Annotated in this window: 15 protein-coding genes; 12 read left to right on the forward strand and 3 right to left on the reverse strand. The window is 61.4% G+C overall.

The genetic code is table 11. The features are described from left to right. Positions 1–83: 83 nt before the first annotated feature. The 12 genes from BMX27_RS04865 (at position 84) to typA (ending at position 11,325) form a co-directional block, all read left to right on the forward strand. Positions 84–620, forward strand: coding sequence for a DUF3305 domain-containing protein (locus tag BMX27_RS04865; protein WP_090159187.1), 537 nt, complete (start codon positions 84–86; stop codon positions 618–620). Then, the gene (locus BMX27_RS04870; RefSeq protein WP_090158788.1) at positions 617–1,219 is read left to right on the forward strand and encodes a DUF3306 domain-containing protein; all 603 of its coding nucleotides are present in this window, start codon (positions 617–619) and stop codon (positions 1,217–1,219) included. The genes BMX27_RS04865 and BMX27_RS04870 overlap by 4 nt, the downstream gene beginning before the upstream one ends. Then, positions 1,216–1,803: a TorD/DmsD family molecular chaperone gene (locus BMX27_RS04875; protein ID WP_090158789.1), complete on the forward strand. Its 588-nt coding sequence runs from the start codon at positions 1,216–1,218 to the stop codon at positions 1,801–1,803. The genes BMX27_RS04870 and BMX27_RS04875 overlap by 4 nt, the downstream gene beginning before the upstream one ends. Before the next feature lie 49 nt (positions 1,804–1,852). Further along, entirely contained in the window at positions 1,853–2,044 is a 192-nt protein-coding gene (locus BMX27_RS04880; RefSeq protein WP_090158790.1) for a twin-arginine translocation signal domain-containing protein, read from the forward strand. 42 nt (positions 2,045–2,086) lie between these two features. Then, a complete protein-coding gene (locus BMX27_RS04885; protein ID WP_090158791.1) occupies positions 2,087–5,047 on the forward strand; it encodes a formate dehydrogenase subunit alpha in 2,961 nt (986 codons plus the stop codon). Between the two features lie 11 nt (positions 5,048–5,058). After that, positions 5,059–5,652 (forward strand): formate dehydrogenase FDH3 subunit beta, encoded by a 594-nt coding sequence (gene fdh3B, locus BMX27_RS04890; protein WP_056031309.1) that lies wholly within the window; start codon positions 5,059–5,061, stop codon positions 5,650–5,652. Between the two features lie 63 nt (positions 5,653–5,715). After that, a complete protein-coding gene (locus BMX27_RS04895) occupies positions 5,716–6,960 on the forward strand; it encodes a formate dehydrogenase subunit gamma (protein WP_090158792.1) in 1,245 nt (414 codons plus the stop codon). Continuing rightward, positions 6,957–7,094 carry a hypothetical protein gene (locus BMX27_RS16805; RefSeq protein WP_177172652.1) on the forward strand — a complete coding sequence of 46 codons (138 nt, stop codon included), beginning with the start codon at positions 6,957–6,959 and terminating at the stop codon, positions 7,092–7,094. The genes BMX27_RS04895 and BMX27_RS16805 overlap by 4 nt, the downstream gene beginning before the upstream one ends. Before the next feature lie 91 nt (positions 7,095–7,185). Next, positions 7,186–8,394, forward strand: coding sequence for an NADP-dependent isocitrate dehydrogenase (locus BMX27_RS04900; RefSeq protein WP_090158793.1), 1,209 nt, complete (start codon positions 7,186–7,188; stop codon positions 8,392–8,394). Positions 8,395–8,482: 88 nt separating this feature from the next. Beyond that, on the forward strand, positions 8,483–9,085 hold the full coding sequence (locus BMX27_RS04905) for a YitT family protein (RefSeq protein WP_090159188.1): 603 nt from the start codon (positions 8,483–8,485) through the stop codon (positions 9,083–9,085). A 31-nt stretch (positions 9,086–9,116) separates the two neighbouring features. Beyond that, positions 9,117–9,446 (forward strand): DMT family transporter, encoded by a 330-nt coding sequence (locus BMX27_RS04910; protein ID WP_090158794.1) that lies wholly within the window; start codon positions 9,117–9,119, stop codon positions 9,444–9,446. 61 nt (positions 9,447–9,507) lie between these two features. After that, a complete protein-coding gene (gene typA / locus BMX27_RS04915) occupies positions 9,508–11,325 on the forward strand; it encodes a translational GTPase TypA (RefSeq protein ID WP_090158795.1) in 1,818 nt (605 codons plus the stop codon). A gap of 106 nt (positions 11,326–11,431) precedes the next feature. Here typA and BMX27_RS04920 read toward each other — a convergent pair whose 3' ends face one another. Genes BMX27_RS04920 through alaS form a run of 3 tightly spaced genes read right to left on the reverse strand, consistent with a single transcriptional unit; the run spans position 11,432 to position 14,843 of the window. Then, positions 11,432–11,881 carry an MOSC domain-containing protein gene (locus BMX27_RS04920; protein WP_090158796.1) on the reverse strand — a complete coding sequence of 150 codons (450 nt, stop codon included), beginning with the start codon at positions 11,879–11,881 and terminating at the stop codon, positions 11,432–11,434. 20 nt (positions 11,882–11,901) lie between these two features. Continuing rightward, a complete protein-coding gene (locus BMX27_RS04925; protein ID WP_090158797.1) occupies positions 11,902–12,189 on the reverse strand; it encodes a DUF1330 domain-containing protein in 288 nt (95 codons plus the stop codon). Further along, positions 12,186–14,843 carry an alanine--tRNA ligase gene (gene alaS / locus BMX27_RS04930; protein ID WP_090158798.1) on the reverse strand — a complete coding sequence of 886 codons (2,658 nt, stop codon included), beginning with the start codon at positions 14,841–14,843 and terminating at the stop codon, positions 12,186–12,188. Before alaS ends, BMX27_RS04925 begins: the two co-directional genes overlap by 4 nt. Positions 14,844–14,974: the final 131 nt, after the last annotated feature.

Consider the following 14,974-nt stretch of genomic DNA (forward strand, 5'->3'; position numbering starts at 1 on the left):
TTTCTCCGGACCCAGCCAAAGAGACCGGGACCACAATGACCGTTCGTCGCAAATTGCGTCTGACAACGCCTCATCAAGAGTCGATGCCAATTGGCGTCGTCGTGCGTCGTGCGCCGGGCGTGACCCGCTGGGCAAAGTGGTCGTGGAAGGCAACCGACGTCCTGCCGGGTGCCGGGCCAGCAGACTGGACCACGTTACGCACCGTGGATGATGTGACCTATTTTCATGTGGCGACGCTGGACGTCGATCTGCATGCCTCTGACACCGAGGCCTATGTGCATGAATTGCAGACGCGCTGCCCGTCGCTCTATATCATCATGCGGGCGGATACGGCGCGCAGCGATGCCCCGCTGCGGTTGGTGTCGGTCACGGCCTCTCCCTACGAGGCGCAGGATTATGCCGACAATGGCGAGGACATCGTCGAAAAGGTCGCGATGCCGGCCGCCGTACGAAACTGGGTCGAGGCCTATGTCGCGCGGCATCACGTCGAGGTGCCATTCGTGAAACGCCGGCGGGATCGCCAGCGCGTTGATACAACCCAGGACGGGATTGGCGATCACCGGATCAACCAGACGACAGATGTTTACCGCGCACCCACGACGCACGAGACCCAGTCGTGACTGCGGTCGCATCCTTTTTTGCTCGCAGGCGTGCGGGCCTGCGCGCCGAGGCAGAAGCCGAAGCCGAATCAACACACGCCGCCGGTGTCGAAACCTGCGACACGCCTCAGCTCGACCTTGACGCACTGCCCGAAGAGGACGTTCTGCGTCTACTGGACCTGCCCGATCCCGATACGCTGAAGGCAGGGGACGATTTTACCGCCTTCATGGCGAAAACAGTGCCCGCCTATCTGCGCAAACGTGCGCTGCGCAAGCTGTGGCGGTCGAACCCGGTGCTGGCCTGTGTCGACGGGTTGAATGACTACGACGACGACTACCTCGCCATGGCGCGGGATCAGGGGCCTTTTCAGACCAGCTATCAGGTCGGCAAGGGCCTGCTGAAGCATATCGAACGGATTGCCGCGCAAAGTGCCCCGACCGAAGAGGTGGCCGATGCTGTCGCACCAGTGGCCGAGCCGGTCGAGGACGAAGTGCAAACGCCAGACCTGCCCCAGCCTGTCGCCTATGCCGAGGCAGAAACTGAGGCTGACGCGCAGTCCGACGACATACCACCCGCACCGCGTCGGATGCGGTTTGCGTTCGATGAGGGGGCGGCATGACCGATCTGTCAGCAGAGGACCGGCTGCGCGCCGACCTGTACAATTTCCTCGGGCTGATCCTTTCGGGACCGCCTGACCAGTTGTTGCTGGACCAGACCGCACAATTATCCGGTGACGAAACGGCGCTGGGAACCGCGATCAACGGGTTGGCCGCAGCAGCGCGCAAAGGCAAGCCCAAGGACGTGTCGCGTGAATACAACGCACTGTTCATCGGTTTGGGCCGTGGTGAACTGCTGCCCTACGCAAGCTATTACCTGACCGGATTTCTGAACGAAAAACCGCTGGCGCGGCTGCGGCGCGACATGATGGACCTGCGGATCGTGCGTGCTGCCAACGTCTTTGAACCAGAGGACAATGCGGCATCGCTGATGGAAATGATGGGCGGCATGATTGTGGGACGCTTTGGTGCCCCCGTAAGCCTTGCCGCACAAAAGGATTTCTACGCCAAGCATGTCGGCCCCTGGGCCGGACATTTCTATGGTGACCTGCGCAAGGCAAAATCGGCAGAACTGTATACCCATGTCGGTGCCGTCGGCGCTGCATTCATGACAATCGAAAAAGAGGCGTTCCGGCTTGCTGCCTGAACGCAATGACCCCGCGGGGACGCCCGCACACAAACTGGGAGGACGACCAATGACGGAAGACACCAAAGGCACCAACCGCCGCGGATTTCTGAAACTTGCCGGGACTGCCGCGCCCGCCGCCATTGCGGCGGTGGCAATCGCAAAGCCCGATGCGGCCCAGGCAAAGCCGGTCGACCTGTCCTCGACCACCATTCAGGACACCGAGCATACGCGCACCTACCTGGCCAGCGCCCGCTTCTGATTTCAACGCCGACCGCCCATCGGCGGATCGAAGGAGGATACCATGCTTCGCAAAAAGACAGATAACAGTCGCCGCGCCCGCCCCGGCATTTCCAGCGACAAGGCCCGTGGCACGATCGACCGGCGCGGGTTTCTGCGCGGGTCCGGTCTGGCCATCGGCGGATTGTCGGCCATTGCCGCAACCGGCGGTGCCGTGACGCCGGCCAGCGCACAGCAGGTCAGCAACGCCAACGTCCAGACGATCAAATCGGTCTGCACCCATTGTTCGGTCGGTTGCACCGTTCTGGCAGAGGTCGATAATGGCGTCTGGATCGGTCAGGAACCCGGCTTTGACAGCCCGTTCAACCTCGGTGCCCATTGCGCCAAGGGTGCATCCGTGCGCGAACACGCCCACGGTGAACGCCGCCTGAAATACCCGATGAAAAAGGTCGCGGGCGAATGGATTCGCATGTCGTGGGAAGACGCGATCAACGAAATCGGCGACGGCATGATGAAGATCCGCGAAGAAAGCGGCCCGGATTCGGTCTATTGGCTGGGTTCTGCCAAGCATAACAACGAACAGGCCTACCTGTTCCGCAAGTTCGCGGCCTACTGGGGCACCAACAACGTCGACCATCAGGCACGGATCTGCCACTCGACCACGGTGGCCGGTGTGGCAAACACATGGGGCTACGGCGCCATGACGAACAGCTACAACGACATCCACAATTCCAAGGCGATCTTTATCATCGGCGGCAACCCGGCCGAGGCGCACCCGGTGTCGTTGCTGCACGTGCTCAAGGCCAAGGAAGAAAACAACGCGCCGCTGATCGTCTGCGACCCGCGCTTTACCCGCACGGCGGCACACGCAGACGAATTCGTCCGTTTCCGTCCCGGCTCCGACGTGGCGCTGGTCTGGGGCATCCTGTGGCATATCTTTGAAAACGGCTGGGAAGATCAGGAATTCATCCGCACCCGCGTCTGGGGCATGGACGAAATCCGCACCGAAGTCGCAAAGTGGACCCCCGAAGAAGTCGAGCGCGTCACCGGTGCCCCCGGTGAGCAGCTGGAACGCGTCGCCCGCACGCTGGTCAACAACCGCCCCGGCACTGTCATCTGGTGCATGGGTGGCACACAGCACACCAACGGCAACAACAACACCCGCGCCTACTGCATCCTGCAGTTGGCACTGGGCAACATGGGCACCGCCGGTGGCGGCACCAACATCTTCCGCGGCCACGACAACGTGCAGGGTGCCACCGATCTGGGCGTTCTGGCCGATACGCTGCCCGGCTACTATGGCCTGACCGAGGGTGCCTGGGCCCACTGGGCCCGCGTCTGGGACGAAGACCTTGAGTGGCTCCGGGGGCGTTTCAGCCCGGCGATGGTCGGTGAGACCGCGATGATGAACCTGACCGGTATTCCCGTCAGCCGCTGGATCGACGGCGTGCTGGAGGACGCGGCCAATCTGGACCAGCCCGACAACACTCGCGCGATGGTGCTGTGGGGTCACGCCCCCAACAGCCAGACCCGCCAGAAGGAAATGGTCACGGCCATGGAAAATCTGGACATGCTTGTGGTCATCGACCCTTTCCCCACGGTGTCTGCGGTCATGCAAAACCGTCAGGACGGTGTGTGGCTGCTGCCGGCCACGACGCAGTTCGAAACGCGCGGATCTGTCACCGCATCCAACCGGTCGTTGCAGTGGCGCGATCAGGTCGTCGATCCCCTGTTCGAGAGCAAGCCCGATCACACGATCATCAAGCTGTTCGCGGACAAGTTCGGTTTTTCGGATCGTCTGTTCCGCAACATCGCGGTCGAGGGCGACGAACCGAACATCGAGGACCTCACCCGCGAATTCAACCGCGGCATGTGGACGATCGGCTATACGGCACAAAGCCCGGAACGCCTGAAAATGCATATGGCGAACCAGCACACCTTTGACCGCACGACGCTGCGCGCCAACGGTGGACCGGCTGACGGCGATTTCTACGGCATGCCGTGGCCTGCATGGGGTACGCCGGAAATGAACCACCCCGGTTCGGCCAACCTCTATGACATGTCGCTGCCGGTGGCAGAAGGCGGTCTGCCGTTCCGCGCTCGTTTCGGCGTGGAACGCGATGGCGACAACCTGCTGGCCGAAGGCGTCAGCAACCCAGGGTCGGAAATCGAGGACGGTTACCCCGAATTCACCATGGCGATGCTGATCGAAATGGGCTGGGACAGCGACCTGACCCCATACGAGCGTCGCATGATCGAATGGGTCGGCGGGTTCAGCGATACGCGCCCCGGCACCGAAGAGGTCGGCGAAACCAGCCAGACGGGCGAACTGCCGTCCGATTATCTGGACAAGGTTGGCGGCGTGAACTGGAAAACCGACCTGTCGGGCGGTATCCAGCGGGTTGCGATCCTGCATGGTTGCGCGCCTTATGGCAACGCAAAGGCCCGCGCCGTGGTCTGGACATTCCCTGACCCGGTGCCGATCCACCGCGAACCGCTGTACACGAACCGGCGCGATCTGGTCGCGGAATTCCCGACCTATGACGACAAGAAGTTCTGGCGCGTGCCGACGATGTATTCCTCCATCCAAGAAAACGACTTTTCGCAGGATTATCCGATCATCCTGACATCTGGTCGTCTGGTCGAATACGAGGGCGGCGGCGACGAAACCCGGTCCAACCCCTGGTTGGCCGAGCTTCAGCAGGAGATGTTCGTCGAGATCAACCCGCGTGACGCCAACAACCTGGGTGTGCGCGACGGTGCGCAGGTCTGGGTCGAAGGTCCTGAAAAGGGCCGCGTCAAGGTGGCCGCCATGGTCACCGAACGCGTGGGACCGGGTGTCGCATTCATGCCGTTCCACTTTGGTGGCGTCATGGAAGGCGAGGATCTGCGGTCGCGTTATCCCGAAGGGGCAGACCCGATCGTGCTGGGTGAATCGACCAACACCGCACAGACCTATGGTTACGACAGCGTCACCCAGATGCAGGAAACCAAGGCCACCCTCTGCAAAATCAGCGCAGCGTAAGGAGAAATATTATGGGACGCGCAAAATTCCTCTGCGACGCCGAACGCTGCATCGAATGCAACGCCTGCGTTACAGCCTGTAAAAACGAACACGAGGTGCCTTGGGGCATCAACCGCCGCAAGGTGGTGACCATTCAGGACGGCAAACCGGGTGAACGGTCCATTTCCGTGGCCTGTATGCATTGTTCTGATGCGCCCTGCATGGCCGTGTGTCCGGTGGATTGTTTCTACCAGACGGCTGACGGTGTGGTGCTTCACTCCAAGGACCTGTGCATCGGGTGTGGTTACTGTTTCTACGCCTGCCCCTTTGGCGCGCCGCAGTATCCGCAGGCCGGCAACTTTGGCAGCCGTGGCAAGATGGACAAATGCACCTTCTGCGCTGGCGGCCCCGAGGAAAACCACAGCCAGGCCGAATTCCAGAAGTATGGTCGCAACCGCATCGCAGAAGGCAAACTGCCGATCTGTGCGGAAATGTGTTCGACCAAGGCGCTTTTGGCCGGTGACGGCGACGATGTGTCGGAAATCTACCGCGAGCGTACCGTCGCACGCGGGTTCGGTTCCGGCGCATGGGGCTGGGGCACAGCCTACGGCGAAAAGCAGGGCTGACCCCTGCTGCGGGGCGCGCGCCAGCGCGCCCCGATCACCACAATTTCTGACCGGGAGCGATCCATGTTGAAGGCCCTAGCCGCCCTATTCCTGACCCTTGGCCTGACCGGTCCGGCGTTTGCACAATACGTCGATCCGGCCGTCACTGGTGCTGCGGTCACCGATGAGACGCCGGTTGACGCGGAAACCAACATTGGCGACCGCGCGGCCACGGGCGGTGCACCCACGCTGGAGGACATCCTGCGCCGCCAGCAAGGGCTGTCCGTTGACGACAGCGACAGGCGCGCAAACACCGGTTTCGACAGCGATGTGCCCGCATCGGGTGTTTTGGGGCCTTCGGGCACCGCTTCCGACAGCGATCAGTGGCGCGCGCTGCGCTTTGATACCGCCGATGTCACCACGGTCAACAACGGCCCGGCCGCCAAGACCCTTATTCAGGATGGCGGCATGGTCTGGCTCGAGGCCCGCGACGGACCGCTGCCGTTCTGGGGTGCCGTGATCCTGTTGGGTTCGCTGGCCCTGCTGGTCATTTTCTACGTCCTGCGCGGTAAAATGCGCATGGATCACCCCCCGACCGGGCGTCGTGTCGAACGGTTCAAGGCGATCGAACGGTTTGGTCACTGGCTCTTGGCGACCAGCTTTGTCGTGTTGGGCGTGACGGGTCTGTTGTCCCTGTTCGGGCGTAAGGTGTTCATCCCGATCTTTGGCCACGACTCCTTTGCCGCTGTGGCTGCGGCCAGCAAGTGGGTGCACGACAACATCAGCTGGGCCTTCATGCTGGCGCTGGTGATGATCTTCTTCATGTGGGTTCTCAACAACATCCCGGACAAGACCGATCTGAAATGGCTGGCACGCGGGGGCGGCATGTTCGGCGGCGGTCATCCGCCCGCCAAGAAATTCAACGCAGGTCAAAAGCTCATCTTTTGGGCGGTGATCGTGTTCGGTGGCACCATTTCGTTGTCGGGTCTGTCGCTGCTGTTCCCGTTCGAGCTGAACCTCTTCACCAAGACCTTTGGTTTCATCAACGACACGGGCGTATTGGGCTGGGTCGGTCTGCCTGCCCTGCCTGCTGACCTCGCCCCCCAAGAGGAAATGGCACTGGCGCAAATCTGGCACGCTGCGATGGCGCTGATCCTGACCGCGATCATCTTTTTCCACATCTACCTTGGCACCGTAGGCATGGAAGGCGCGTTCGATGCCATGGGCAAAGGCGACGTGGACGAGGAGTGGGCCCGCGAGCACCACAACCTGTGGCTGGAAAAGGTTCGTCAGGAAACCCCTGAAAAGATTACGGAGGGACGCGCATGAAATCGTTTCTGGCCGCATTGGTCTGCGCTGGTGTCATCACCGTCGCGGCCAACGTCATCCTGACCGAAACAACCCCGCTGTCATCACAAGAGGCCTATACCAGCGGGACCTTCGTGCGGGTCGGCGGCGAATAGGTTATTTCGGTATACGTTCGTATACGATCTTTCGGGTGGATTTCATTTGCGCTATGCAATGTGAAACCCACCCAAACGCGCCGGAGTGACCATGTCCAAAATCAAGGTAGCCAATCCGATCGTCGAACTCGACGGTGACGAGATGACCCGGATCATCTGGGATTTCATCAAGAAGAAATTGATCCTGCCCTATCTGGATGTGGACCTGCTGTATTACGACCTCAGCATCCAGTCGCGTGACGCGACCGACGACCAGATCACGATCGACGCCGCCCACAAGATCAAGGAGATCGGCGTCGGCGTGAAATGTGCCACGATCACCCCCGACGAAGGCCGCGTCGAAGAATTCGGCCTGAAAAAGATGTGGCGCAGCCCCAACGGCACGATTCGCAACATCCTTGGCGGTGTCGTGTTCCGTGAACCGATCATCTGTAAAAACGTCCCGCGTCTGGTCCCCGGCTGGACCCAGCCTATCGTCATCGGGCGACACGCCTATGGCGACCAGTATCGCGCCACCGACATGAAATTCCCCGGCCCCGGCACCCTGTCGATGAAATGGGTCGGTGACGACGGCAACGTCATGGAAGAAGAGGTGTTCAAGGCGCCCTCGTCCGGTGTCTACATGGGCATGTACAACCTCGACGACAGCATCGCGGATTTCGCGCGTGCCTCGTTCAACTATGGCCTCAAGCGCGGCTACCCTGTCTATCTGTCGACCAAGAACACGATCCTGAAACAATACGACGGTCAGTTCATGATGTTCTTTCAGCACATCTATGACACCGAATTCCGGGACAAGTTCGAGGCCGCCGGCCTGTGGTATGAACACCGCCTGATCGATGACATGGTTGCCTCCGCGATGAAATGGTCCGGCGGTTATGTCTGGGCCTGCAAGAACTACGACGGCGACGTCCAGTCCGACACCGTGGCCCAAGGCTTTGGCTCGCTTGGCCTGATGACCTCCGCGCTCATGACCCCAGACGGTAAGATCGTCGAGGCAGAAGCGGCGCACGGCACCGTCACCCGTCACTATCGCAATCATCAGGCAGGCAAGGCCACTTCGACCAATTCCATCGCGTCGATCTTTGCCTGGACCGGCGGGCTGAAGCACCGCGCCAAGCTGGACGAGAATGCGCAGCTTCAGGCCTTTGCCGAAAAACTGGAAAAAGTCGTCGTCGATACCGTAGAATCAGGCCAGATGACCAAGGATCTGGCTCTGCTCGTCGGTCCGGACCAATCGTGGCTGACGACCGAAGGTTTCCTCGAAGCGATTGATAAAAACCTGCAAGCGGTCATGTAAGCGCAAATTTCATGCATCTTGGGGCCGTCCCGACCACGGGGCGGCCTTTTGCGTGGACAGGTCAGTCATGTTGCCCTATTTGCCCTGCATGACACCATCAGACAAACATTCGCTGGCAGATGACGTCCAAGGCATGACGCTGGGTGTGTTCCTCTGCGCGCTTGGACTGACATTTCTGACCCATCTGGGGCTGATTACCGGACAGACGGCGGGCGTGGCCGTGATCATCGCCTATCTCAGCGGCTGGTCGTTCGGACCGGTGTTCTTTTTGATCAACCTGCCGTTTTACATGCTGGCCTGGCGGCGGCTGGGACCCGCATTCACGATCAAATCTCTGATCTCGGTGACAGCCCTGTCGGTGCTGACCGAAATCATTCCGCAGAATCTGGTGTTTGCAACCCTGTCTCCGGCTCTGGGGGCCATTGCATTCGGATCGCTGACCGGTCTGGGGCTGCTGGCCCTGTTCCGGCACAATGGCAGCCTTGGCGGTCTGGGTGTCGTGGCGCTGCTGGTGCAGGACACCACCCGGTTCAAGGCCGGCTACGTCCAGCTTGCCGTGGACGCCGTGATCTTTGCCCTCGCCCTGCTGCTGTTCCCGGCGACAGTCGTCATGTGGTCGCTGCTTGGCGCGGTCGTCCTGAACCTGATCATCACCTTCAATCACCGTCGTGACCGCTACATCGCGACGTGACACGCAGCACCTGTCGGGTTAGGTCGGCGCCATGCATTATCTCTGGCTCATCATCGCGATTGCACTCGAAACCATAGGCACCATGTCGTTGCAGGCCAGCCAGCAGTTCACACGGCTGTGGCCATCGGCACTGTGTCTGACCACATACGGCGCATCGTTCTATTTCATGGCGCTGGCACTCAAGGTCATGCCGGTCGGCATCGTCTATGCCATCTGGTCCGGCCTCGGGATCGTGCTCATCGCAGGCTTCAGTTATCTGATCTTTCACCAACGGCTGGATGGTGCAGCCGTTGCGGGAATAGCGCTGATCATGTGCGGTATCATCGTCATTCAGGTGTTCTCGGACACCACAGTGCACTAGGGCTGGCCTTTGGACGCTTGGCGCTGTATGGCGCGCGCAACTCCGTACAAAGGCAGACCACATGGACATTCGCAACATCGCGATCATCGCACACGTTGACCACGGCAAAACCACGCTGGTGGACGAGCTACTCAAGCAATCCGGCATCTACCGCGAAAACGAGGCGACGACCGAACGCGCGATGGACAGCAACGACATCGAACGCGAGCGGGGAATCACCATCCTTGCCAAATGCACGAGCGTTGAATGGAAAGGCACCCGGATCAACATCGTCGACACCCCCGGCCACGCCGATTTCGGTGGCGAGGTGGAACGCATCCTGTCCATGGTCGACGGTGTGGTCCTGCTGGTGGACGCCGCCGAAGGCCCGATGCCGCAGACGAAATTCGTCACGTCCAAGGCGCTGGCCCTCGGCCTGCGTCCCATCGTGGTCGTCAACAAGGTCGACAAGGCCGACGGTGAACCCGATCAGGCCGTGGACAACGTGTTCGACCTGTTTGCCGCACTCGAAGCGACCGACGAACAGCTGGACTTCCCCGTCATGTATGCCTCTGGCCGTGCTGGCTGGTGCGATCAGGAACTGGACGGCCCGCGCGAAAACCTCGACGCATTGTTCGACCAGATCCTCGCCCATGTTCCCATGCCCAAGCAGATCGAGCGCCGCGACGAGCCGTTCCAGATGCTGGCAACGACCCTGTCTGCCGATCCGTTCATCGGCCGCATCCTGACCGGCCGCGTCGAGGCAGGCACGCTGCGCGCAGGCGAAACCGTCAAGGCGCTGTCGCGCAAAGGCGACAAGATCGAACAGTTCCGCGTGTCCAAGATCCTCGCGTTTCGTGGCCTGGGCCAGCAGCCCATCGACGTGGCCGAGGCCGGCGATATCGTCACGCTTGCCGGCATGACCAAGGCCACCGTGGCCGACACCATCTGCGACCTGTCCATCGAGACCGCCCTGCCCGCACAGCCCATCGACCCGCCCACCATCACCGTGACCTTCGGCATCAACGACAGCCCGCTGGCTGGCAAGGACGGCAAAAAGGTGCAGTCCCGCGTCATCCGTGACCGTCTGATGAAAGAGGCCGAAGTCAACGTCGCGATCAAGATCGCGGACACGCCCATGGGCGACGCCTTCGAGGTCTCTGGTCGTGGCGAATTGCAGATGGGCGTGCTGATCGAAAACATGCGCCGCGAGGGCTTCGAGCTGTCAATCTCGCGCCCACAGGTGATCTATCGCGATATCGACGGTGTGCGTCACGAACCGATCGAAGAAGCCACGATCGACGTGGATGACGAATATACCGGCGCAGTGGTCGAAAAACTCACCGGCCCGCGCAAGGGCGAGCTGGTCGAGATGAAGCCCGCAGGCGCAGGAAAAACCCGCATCATTGCACATGTCCCGTCGCGCGGCCTGATCGGCTATCACGGTGAATTCCTGACCGACACCCGCGGTTCGGGTATCCTCAACCGCCTGTTCCACGGCTGGGCCCCTTACAAGGGCAAGATCCAGGGCCGTCGTCAGGGCGTTCTGATTTCCATGGAAAACGGCACATCGGTCGCCTTTGCCCTTTGGAAACTCGAAGACCGTGGCAAATTCTTCATCGGTGCCCAAGAAGCGGTCTATCAAGGCATGATCATCGGCGAACACAGCCGTGAAAACGATCTCGAGGTGAACCCGCTCAAGGGCAAGCAGCTGACCAACGTCCGTGCCTCCGGCACCGACGAAGCCGTGCGCCTGACGACACCGGTCACCATGTCGCTGGAACAGGCCATCGCCTATATCGACGACGATGAACTGGTCGAAGTCACGCCAAACGCCATTCGACTGCGCAAACGCTACCTCGACCCGCATGAGCGCAAACGCCAGTCGCGCGCCGGCTGAACGACCAAAGGCCTGCCCCACCGGGCGGGCCTTTTTTCACATTCTTCTGGTTTCAAATATCCCGGGGGTGAATGGCCCCGCAGGGGGCAGAGGGGGCAGCGCCCCCTTACCCGGCCACCACCGCATCGCCGACAGCTATCGCGCCGGGCGTCACGACAGAGGCATACCAACCTCCGTGCCCGCGCACAGCGTTATAACCTCCGTGACCCAGATATTCCTCCATCCGGGAACAGGGCGGACAGGGACCCTCGATCATCAGTATCACGTCACCGATGCGCAGCTGCCCCTTGCGCAGGGCGGCCAGATTTATCCCCGACACCATCAGATTGCGCCGCAGTGTTTCGGGCGCAATCACCGGATGCCCGGACAGCGCGGCAATGACCGGCAGATGTTCCGCCTGAACAAGTGTCACCGCCCGCTTGCCCGGGCGCGCATGGTCATCGGTCAAACCGTCCGGCGTCACCGTTGCCCGCGCGACGGACAGCACCTCCGCACGCCGCTCAGGCCGCAACCCGATCCAGTCCAGCCGCCCGATCTGCGCATGTCGCGCCATCATGCTGGCAAGACTGGTTGGGCTCACAGCTCTTCGACGATGCTCAGCTCGCGCACGGATGCGCCTTTGGCATGGCTCAACGCCTCTTGGTAAGCGTCCGAATAGTAGCAATCATGCGCCGCCTGTTTCGACGGAAACCGTGCCACGACATTGCGGGACCGATCCGGCCCTTCCAGCGTCTCGTAGTCACCACCACGGGCAAGGAATACCCCACCGTGATCCGCAATCGCCCCGGTCGCGAGGGCTGCGTATCTGGCATAAGATTTCTCGTCCGTTACCGTGACGTGGGCAATCCAAAGTGCGGTTTTCATGCTTTTCCCTCCAGGATGGACCGCGCGGCGGCCAGCGCCGCCGCGGCGTTGTCAATGCTGGCACCGCCGCCCTGCGCCATGTCGGGGCGGCCGCCGCCCCCTTTGCCACCCAACTCGGCCACAGCCGCGCGCAGCACGTCCACGGCAGACACACGGTCCGTCAGGTCGGACGTGACGCCGGCAGCGACTGCGGCCTTGCCGCCTGCATCCGCGATCAGCAGAACAACGCCGGACCCGGCGCGGTCCTTGAACTGGTCGATCAGCGCGGGCAGATCCTTGCCCGACACGCCGGCCATGACCTGCCCGATGAACGGAATGCCGTTCACGACCTCGCTTTCGGACTCAGCGGAACTGCCGCCGCCCATCGCCAGATCGCGGCGCAACTGCGCCACTTCGTTTGCCAGCGCCTTGCGTTCATCCATCAGTGCCTTGACCCGTGATGCAACATCCGCCGCCGGCACCTTGAGCACAGCGGCTGCCTGCGCCAGTGCGGCATCCTGAGTGCGCAGGTGATCCAGTGCGGCCTGCCCGGTCAGCGCCTCGATCCGGCGCACGCCAGCACTGGATGCACTGTCGCCCAACAGCACAAAGGCACCGATCTGACCCAGACGGCTCACATGCGTGCCACCGCACAATTCCAGCGAATAGGTCTGACCATCGACACCCTTGCCGGACCCCGGTTTGCGCCCCATCGATACAACACGCACCTCGTCCCCGTATTTTTCGCCAAACAGTGCCTGCGCACCCAGCGCGCGGGCATCGTCCGGGGTCATGATGCGGGTTTCCACGGTCGTGTTCTGTCGGATCATCGCGTTGACCGCGCGTTCGACCGCTGCAAGTTCATCCGCCTCGACCGCCTTTTGATGGCTGAAATCGAACCGCAGACGGTCAGGCGCATTCAGGGACCCGCGCTGTGCGATATGGTCGCCCAGCGTGTCGCGCAACGCCTCGTTCAGCAGGTGGGTTGCGGAATGGTTGGCCTGAATATCGGCACGCCGGTCGGCATCGACCGCCAGAACAGCGGCCTGACCGCGCCGGATCTCGCCCGTGGTGACGTCACCGATATGAATGAAAACACCTGCGACCTTTTTCGTGTCGGTGATCCGCACGGTCCCCGTTTCGGTTTTCAGCGTGCCCGCATCGCCGACCTGACCGCCGCTTTCGGCATAGAACGGCGTCTGGTTCAGAACGATCTGCACTGCACCGGTCCCGGTGTCCGCAGGTGCACCATCGACAATCACCGCCGCGATCTGACCTTCGGCATTCAGCGTCTCGTAGCCCAGAAAATCGGTGGTGCCAGACTTGTCTGCGATGTCGAACCAGACGCTTGCGTCAGCCTGTTCGCCGCTGCCCGACCAGGCCGCACGGGCCTTGGCCTTTTGGGCGGCCATCGCACTGTCGAACCCGTCGGTGTTCACCACACGGCCCTTTTCGCGCAGCGCATCCTGCGTCAAATCAAGCGGAAAACCATAGGTATCATAGAGTTTGAACGCCGTTTCGCCGGGCAGGTCTGCATCATCCGGCAATTGCGCCAGTTCATCGTCCAGCAATTTCAATCCACGGTCGAGGGTCTGGCGGAAACGCACTTCTTCGTTCTTCAGCGTTTCCTCGATCAGCGCCTTTCCCTGCCCCAACTCGGGGTAGGCCGCACCCATTTCCTGTACCAATGCAGGCACCAGGCGGTGCATTAGCGGATCGGCCGCGCCCAGTTGATGCGCATGACGCATCGCACGGCGCATGATCCGACGCAGGACGTAGCCACGTCCCTCGTTGCTGGGCAGCACGCCTTCGGCGATCAGGAATGACGTGGCCCGCAGATGGTCTGCGATAACACGGTGGTGCACCTTGCCCGGACCATCGGGATCGCTGCTGGTCGCATGGGCCGACGCCTCGATCAGGGCGCGCATCAGGTCCGTGTCGTAGTTGTCATGTTTGCCCTGCAACAGCGCGCCGATGCGCTCAAGTCCCATGCCCGTGTCGATCGACTGCATGTTCAGCGGCCGCATCGTGCCGTCCTCGAACTGTTCGTTCTGCATGAACACCAGATTCCAGATTTCGATGAAACGATCACCGTCCTCTTCTGCACTGCCCGGAGGGCCACCCCAGATGTGGTCGCCGTGGTCGTAGAAAATCTCGGTGCAGGGGCCGCAGGGACCGGTCGGGCCCATGCGCCAAAAGTTGTCGTCCGTCGGGATGCGAATGATGCGGTCATCGCCGAAACCACCGACTTTTTTCCAGATCTCGGCGGCCTCGTCATCAGTGTGATAGACCGTGACCAGCAACTTGTCCTTGTTCAGGCCGAAATCGCGGGTCAGCAATTCCCAGGCAAATGCGATGGCGTCGTCCTTGAAATAATCGCCAAAGCTGAAATTCCCGAGCATCTCGAAAAAGGTATGATGCCGCGCCGTGTATCCGACGTTGTCCAGATCATTGTGCTTGCCGCCCGCGCGCACACATTTCTGAGCAGAGGTCGCGCGCTGGTAATCGCGATTTTCCAGACCGGTGAACAGGTTCTTGAACTGCACCATGCCCGAGTTGGTAAACATCAACGTCGGATCGTTGCGCGGCACCAGCGGGCTCGAGGCCACGACTTCGTGGTCCTGGCGGCCGTAGTAGTTCAGGAAGGTAGAGCGGATATCGGCAAGAGAGGTCATATCTGGCGCTTTCGGATCAACAGGTTGCGCCTGAAATAGCCCCCCATAGCCCAAGGGTCCAGCAATAACCCCAAAGACAAAACAGGGCGCGCACCGCAGTGCACGCCCTGTTCGCTGTCCTGTCCGTGTTC

Origin of the sequence: Loktanella sp. DSM 29012 (assembly GCF_900110705.1) — a bacterium.
Classification (GTDB): Bacteria; Pseudomonadota; Alphaproteobacteria; order Rhodobacterales; family Rhodobacteraceae; genus Loktanella; species Loktanella gaetbuli.

What these genes read in the sequence shown, in the direction of transcription:
- alaS (WP_090158798.1), bottom strand. Translation starts at nt 14,843, where the DNA reads ATGACCTCTCTTGCCGATATCCGCTCTACCTTCCTGAACTACTACGGC.
- BMX27_RS04925 (WP_090158797.1), bottom strand. Translation starts at nt 12,189, where the DNA reads ATGAAAACCGCACTTTGGATTGCCCACGTCACGGTAACGGACGAGAAA.
- BMX27_RS04895 (WP_090158792.1), top strand. Translation starts at nt 5,716, where the DNA reads ATGTTGAAGGCCCTAGCCGCCCTATTCCTGACCCTTGGCCTGACCGGT.
- BMX27_RS04875 (WP_090158789.1), top strand. Translation starts at nt 1,216, where the DNA reads ATGACCGATCTGTCAGCAGAGGACCGGCTGCGCGCCGACCTGTACAAT.
- fdh3B (WP_056031309.1), top strand. Translation starts at nt 5,059, where the DNA reads ATGGGACGCGCAAAATTCCTCTGCGACGCCGAACGCTGCATCGAATGC.
- BMX27_RS16805 (WP_177172652.1), top strand. Translation starts at nt 6,957, where the DNA reads ATGAAATCGTTTCTGGCCGCATTGGTCTGCGCTGGTGTCATCACCGTC.
- BMX27_RS04905 (WP_090159188.1), top strand. Translation starts at nt 8,483, where the DNA reads ATGACACCATCAGACAAACATTCGCTGGCAGATGACGTCCAAGGCATG.
- BMX27_RS04880 (WP_090158790.1), top strand. Translation starts at nt 1,853, where the DNA reads ATGACGGAAGACACCAAAGGCACCAACCGCCGCGGATTTCTGAAACTT.
- BMX27_RS04885 (WP_090158791.1), top strand. Translation starts at nt 2,087, where the DNA reads ATGCTTCGCAAAAAGACAGATAACAGTCGCCGCGCCCGCCCCGGCATT.
- BMX27_RS04920 (WP_090158796.1), bottom strand. Translation starts at nt 11,881, where the DNA reads ATGATGGCGCGACATGCGCAGATCGGGCGGCTGGACTGGATCGGGTTG.
- BMX27_RS04900 (WP_090158793.1), top strand. Translation starts at nt 7,186, where the DNA reads ATGTCCAAAATCAAGGTAGCCAATCCGATCGTCGAACTCGACGGTGAC.
- BMX27_RS04865 (WP_090159187.1), top strand. Translation starts at nt 84, where the DNA reads ATGCCAATTGGCGTCGTCGTGCGTCGTGCGCCGGGCGTGACCCGCTGG.
- typA (WP_090158795.1), top strand. Translation starts at nt 9,508, where the DNA reads ATGGACATTCGCAACATCGCGATCATCGCACACGTTGACCACGGCAAA.
- BMX27_RS04910 (WP_090158794.1), top strand. Translation starts at nt 9,117, where the DNA reads ATGCATTATCTCTGGCTCATCATCGCGATTGCACTCGAAACCATAGGC.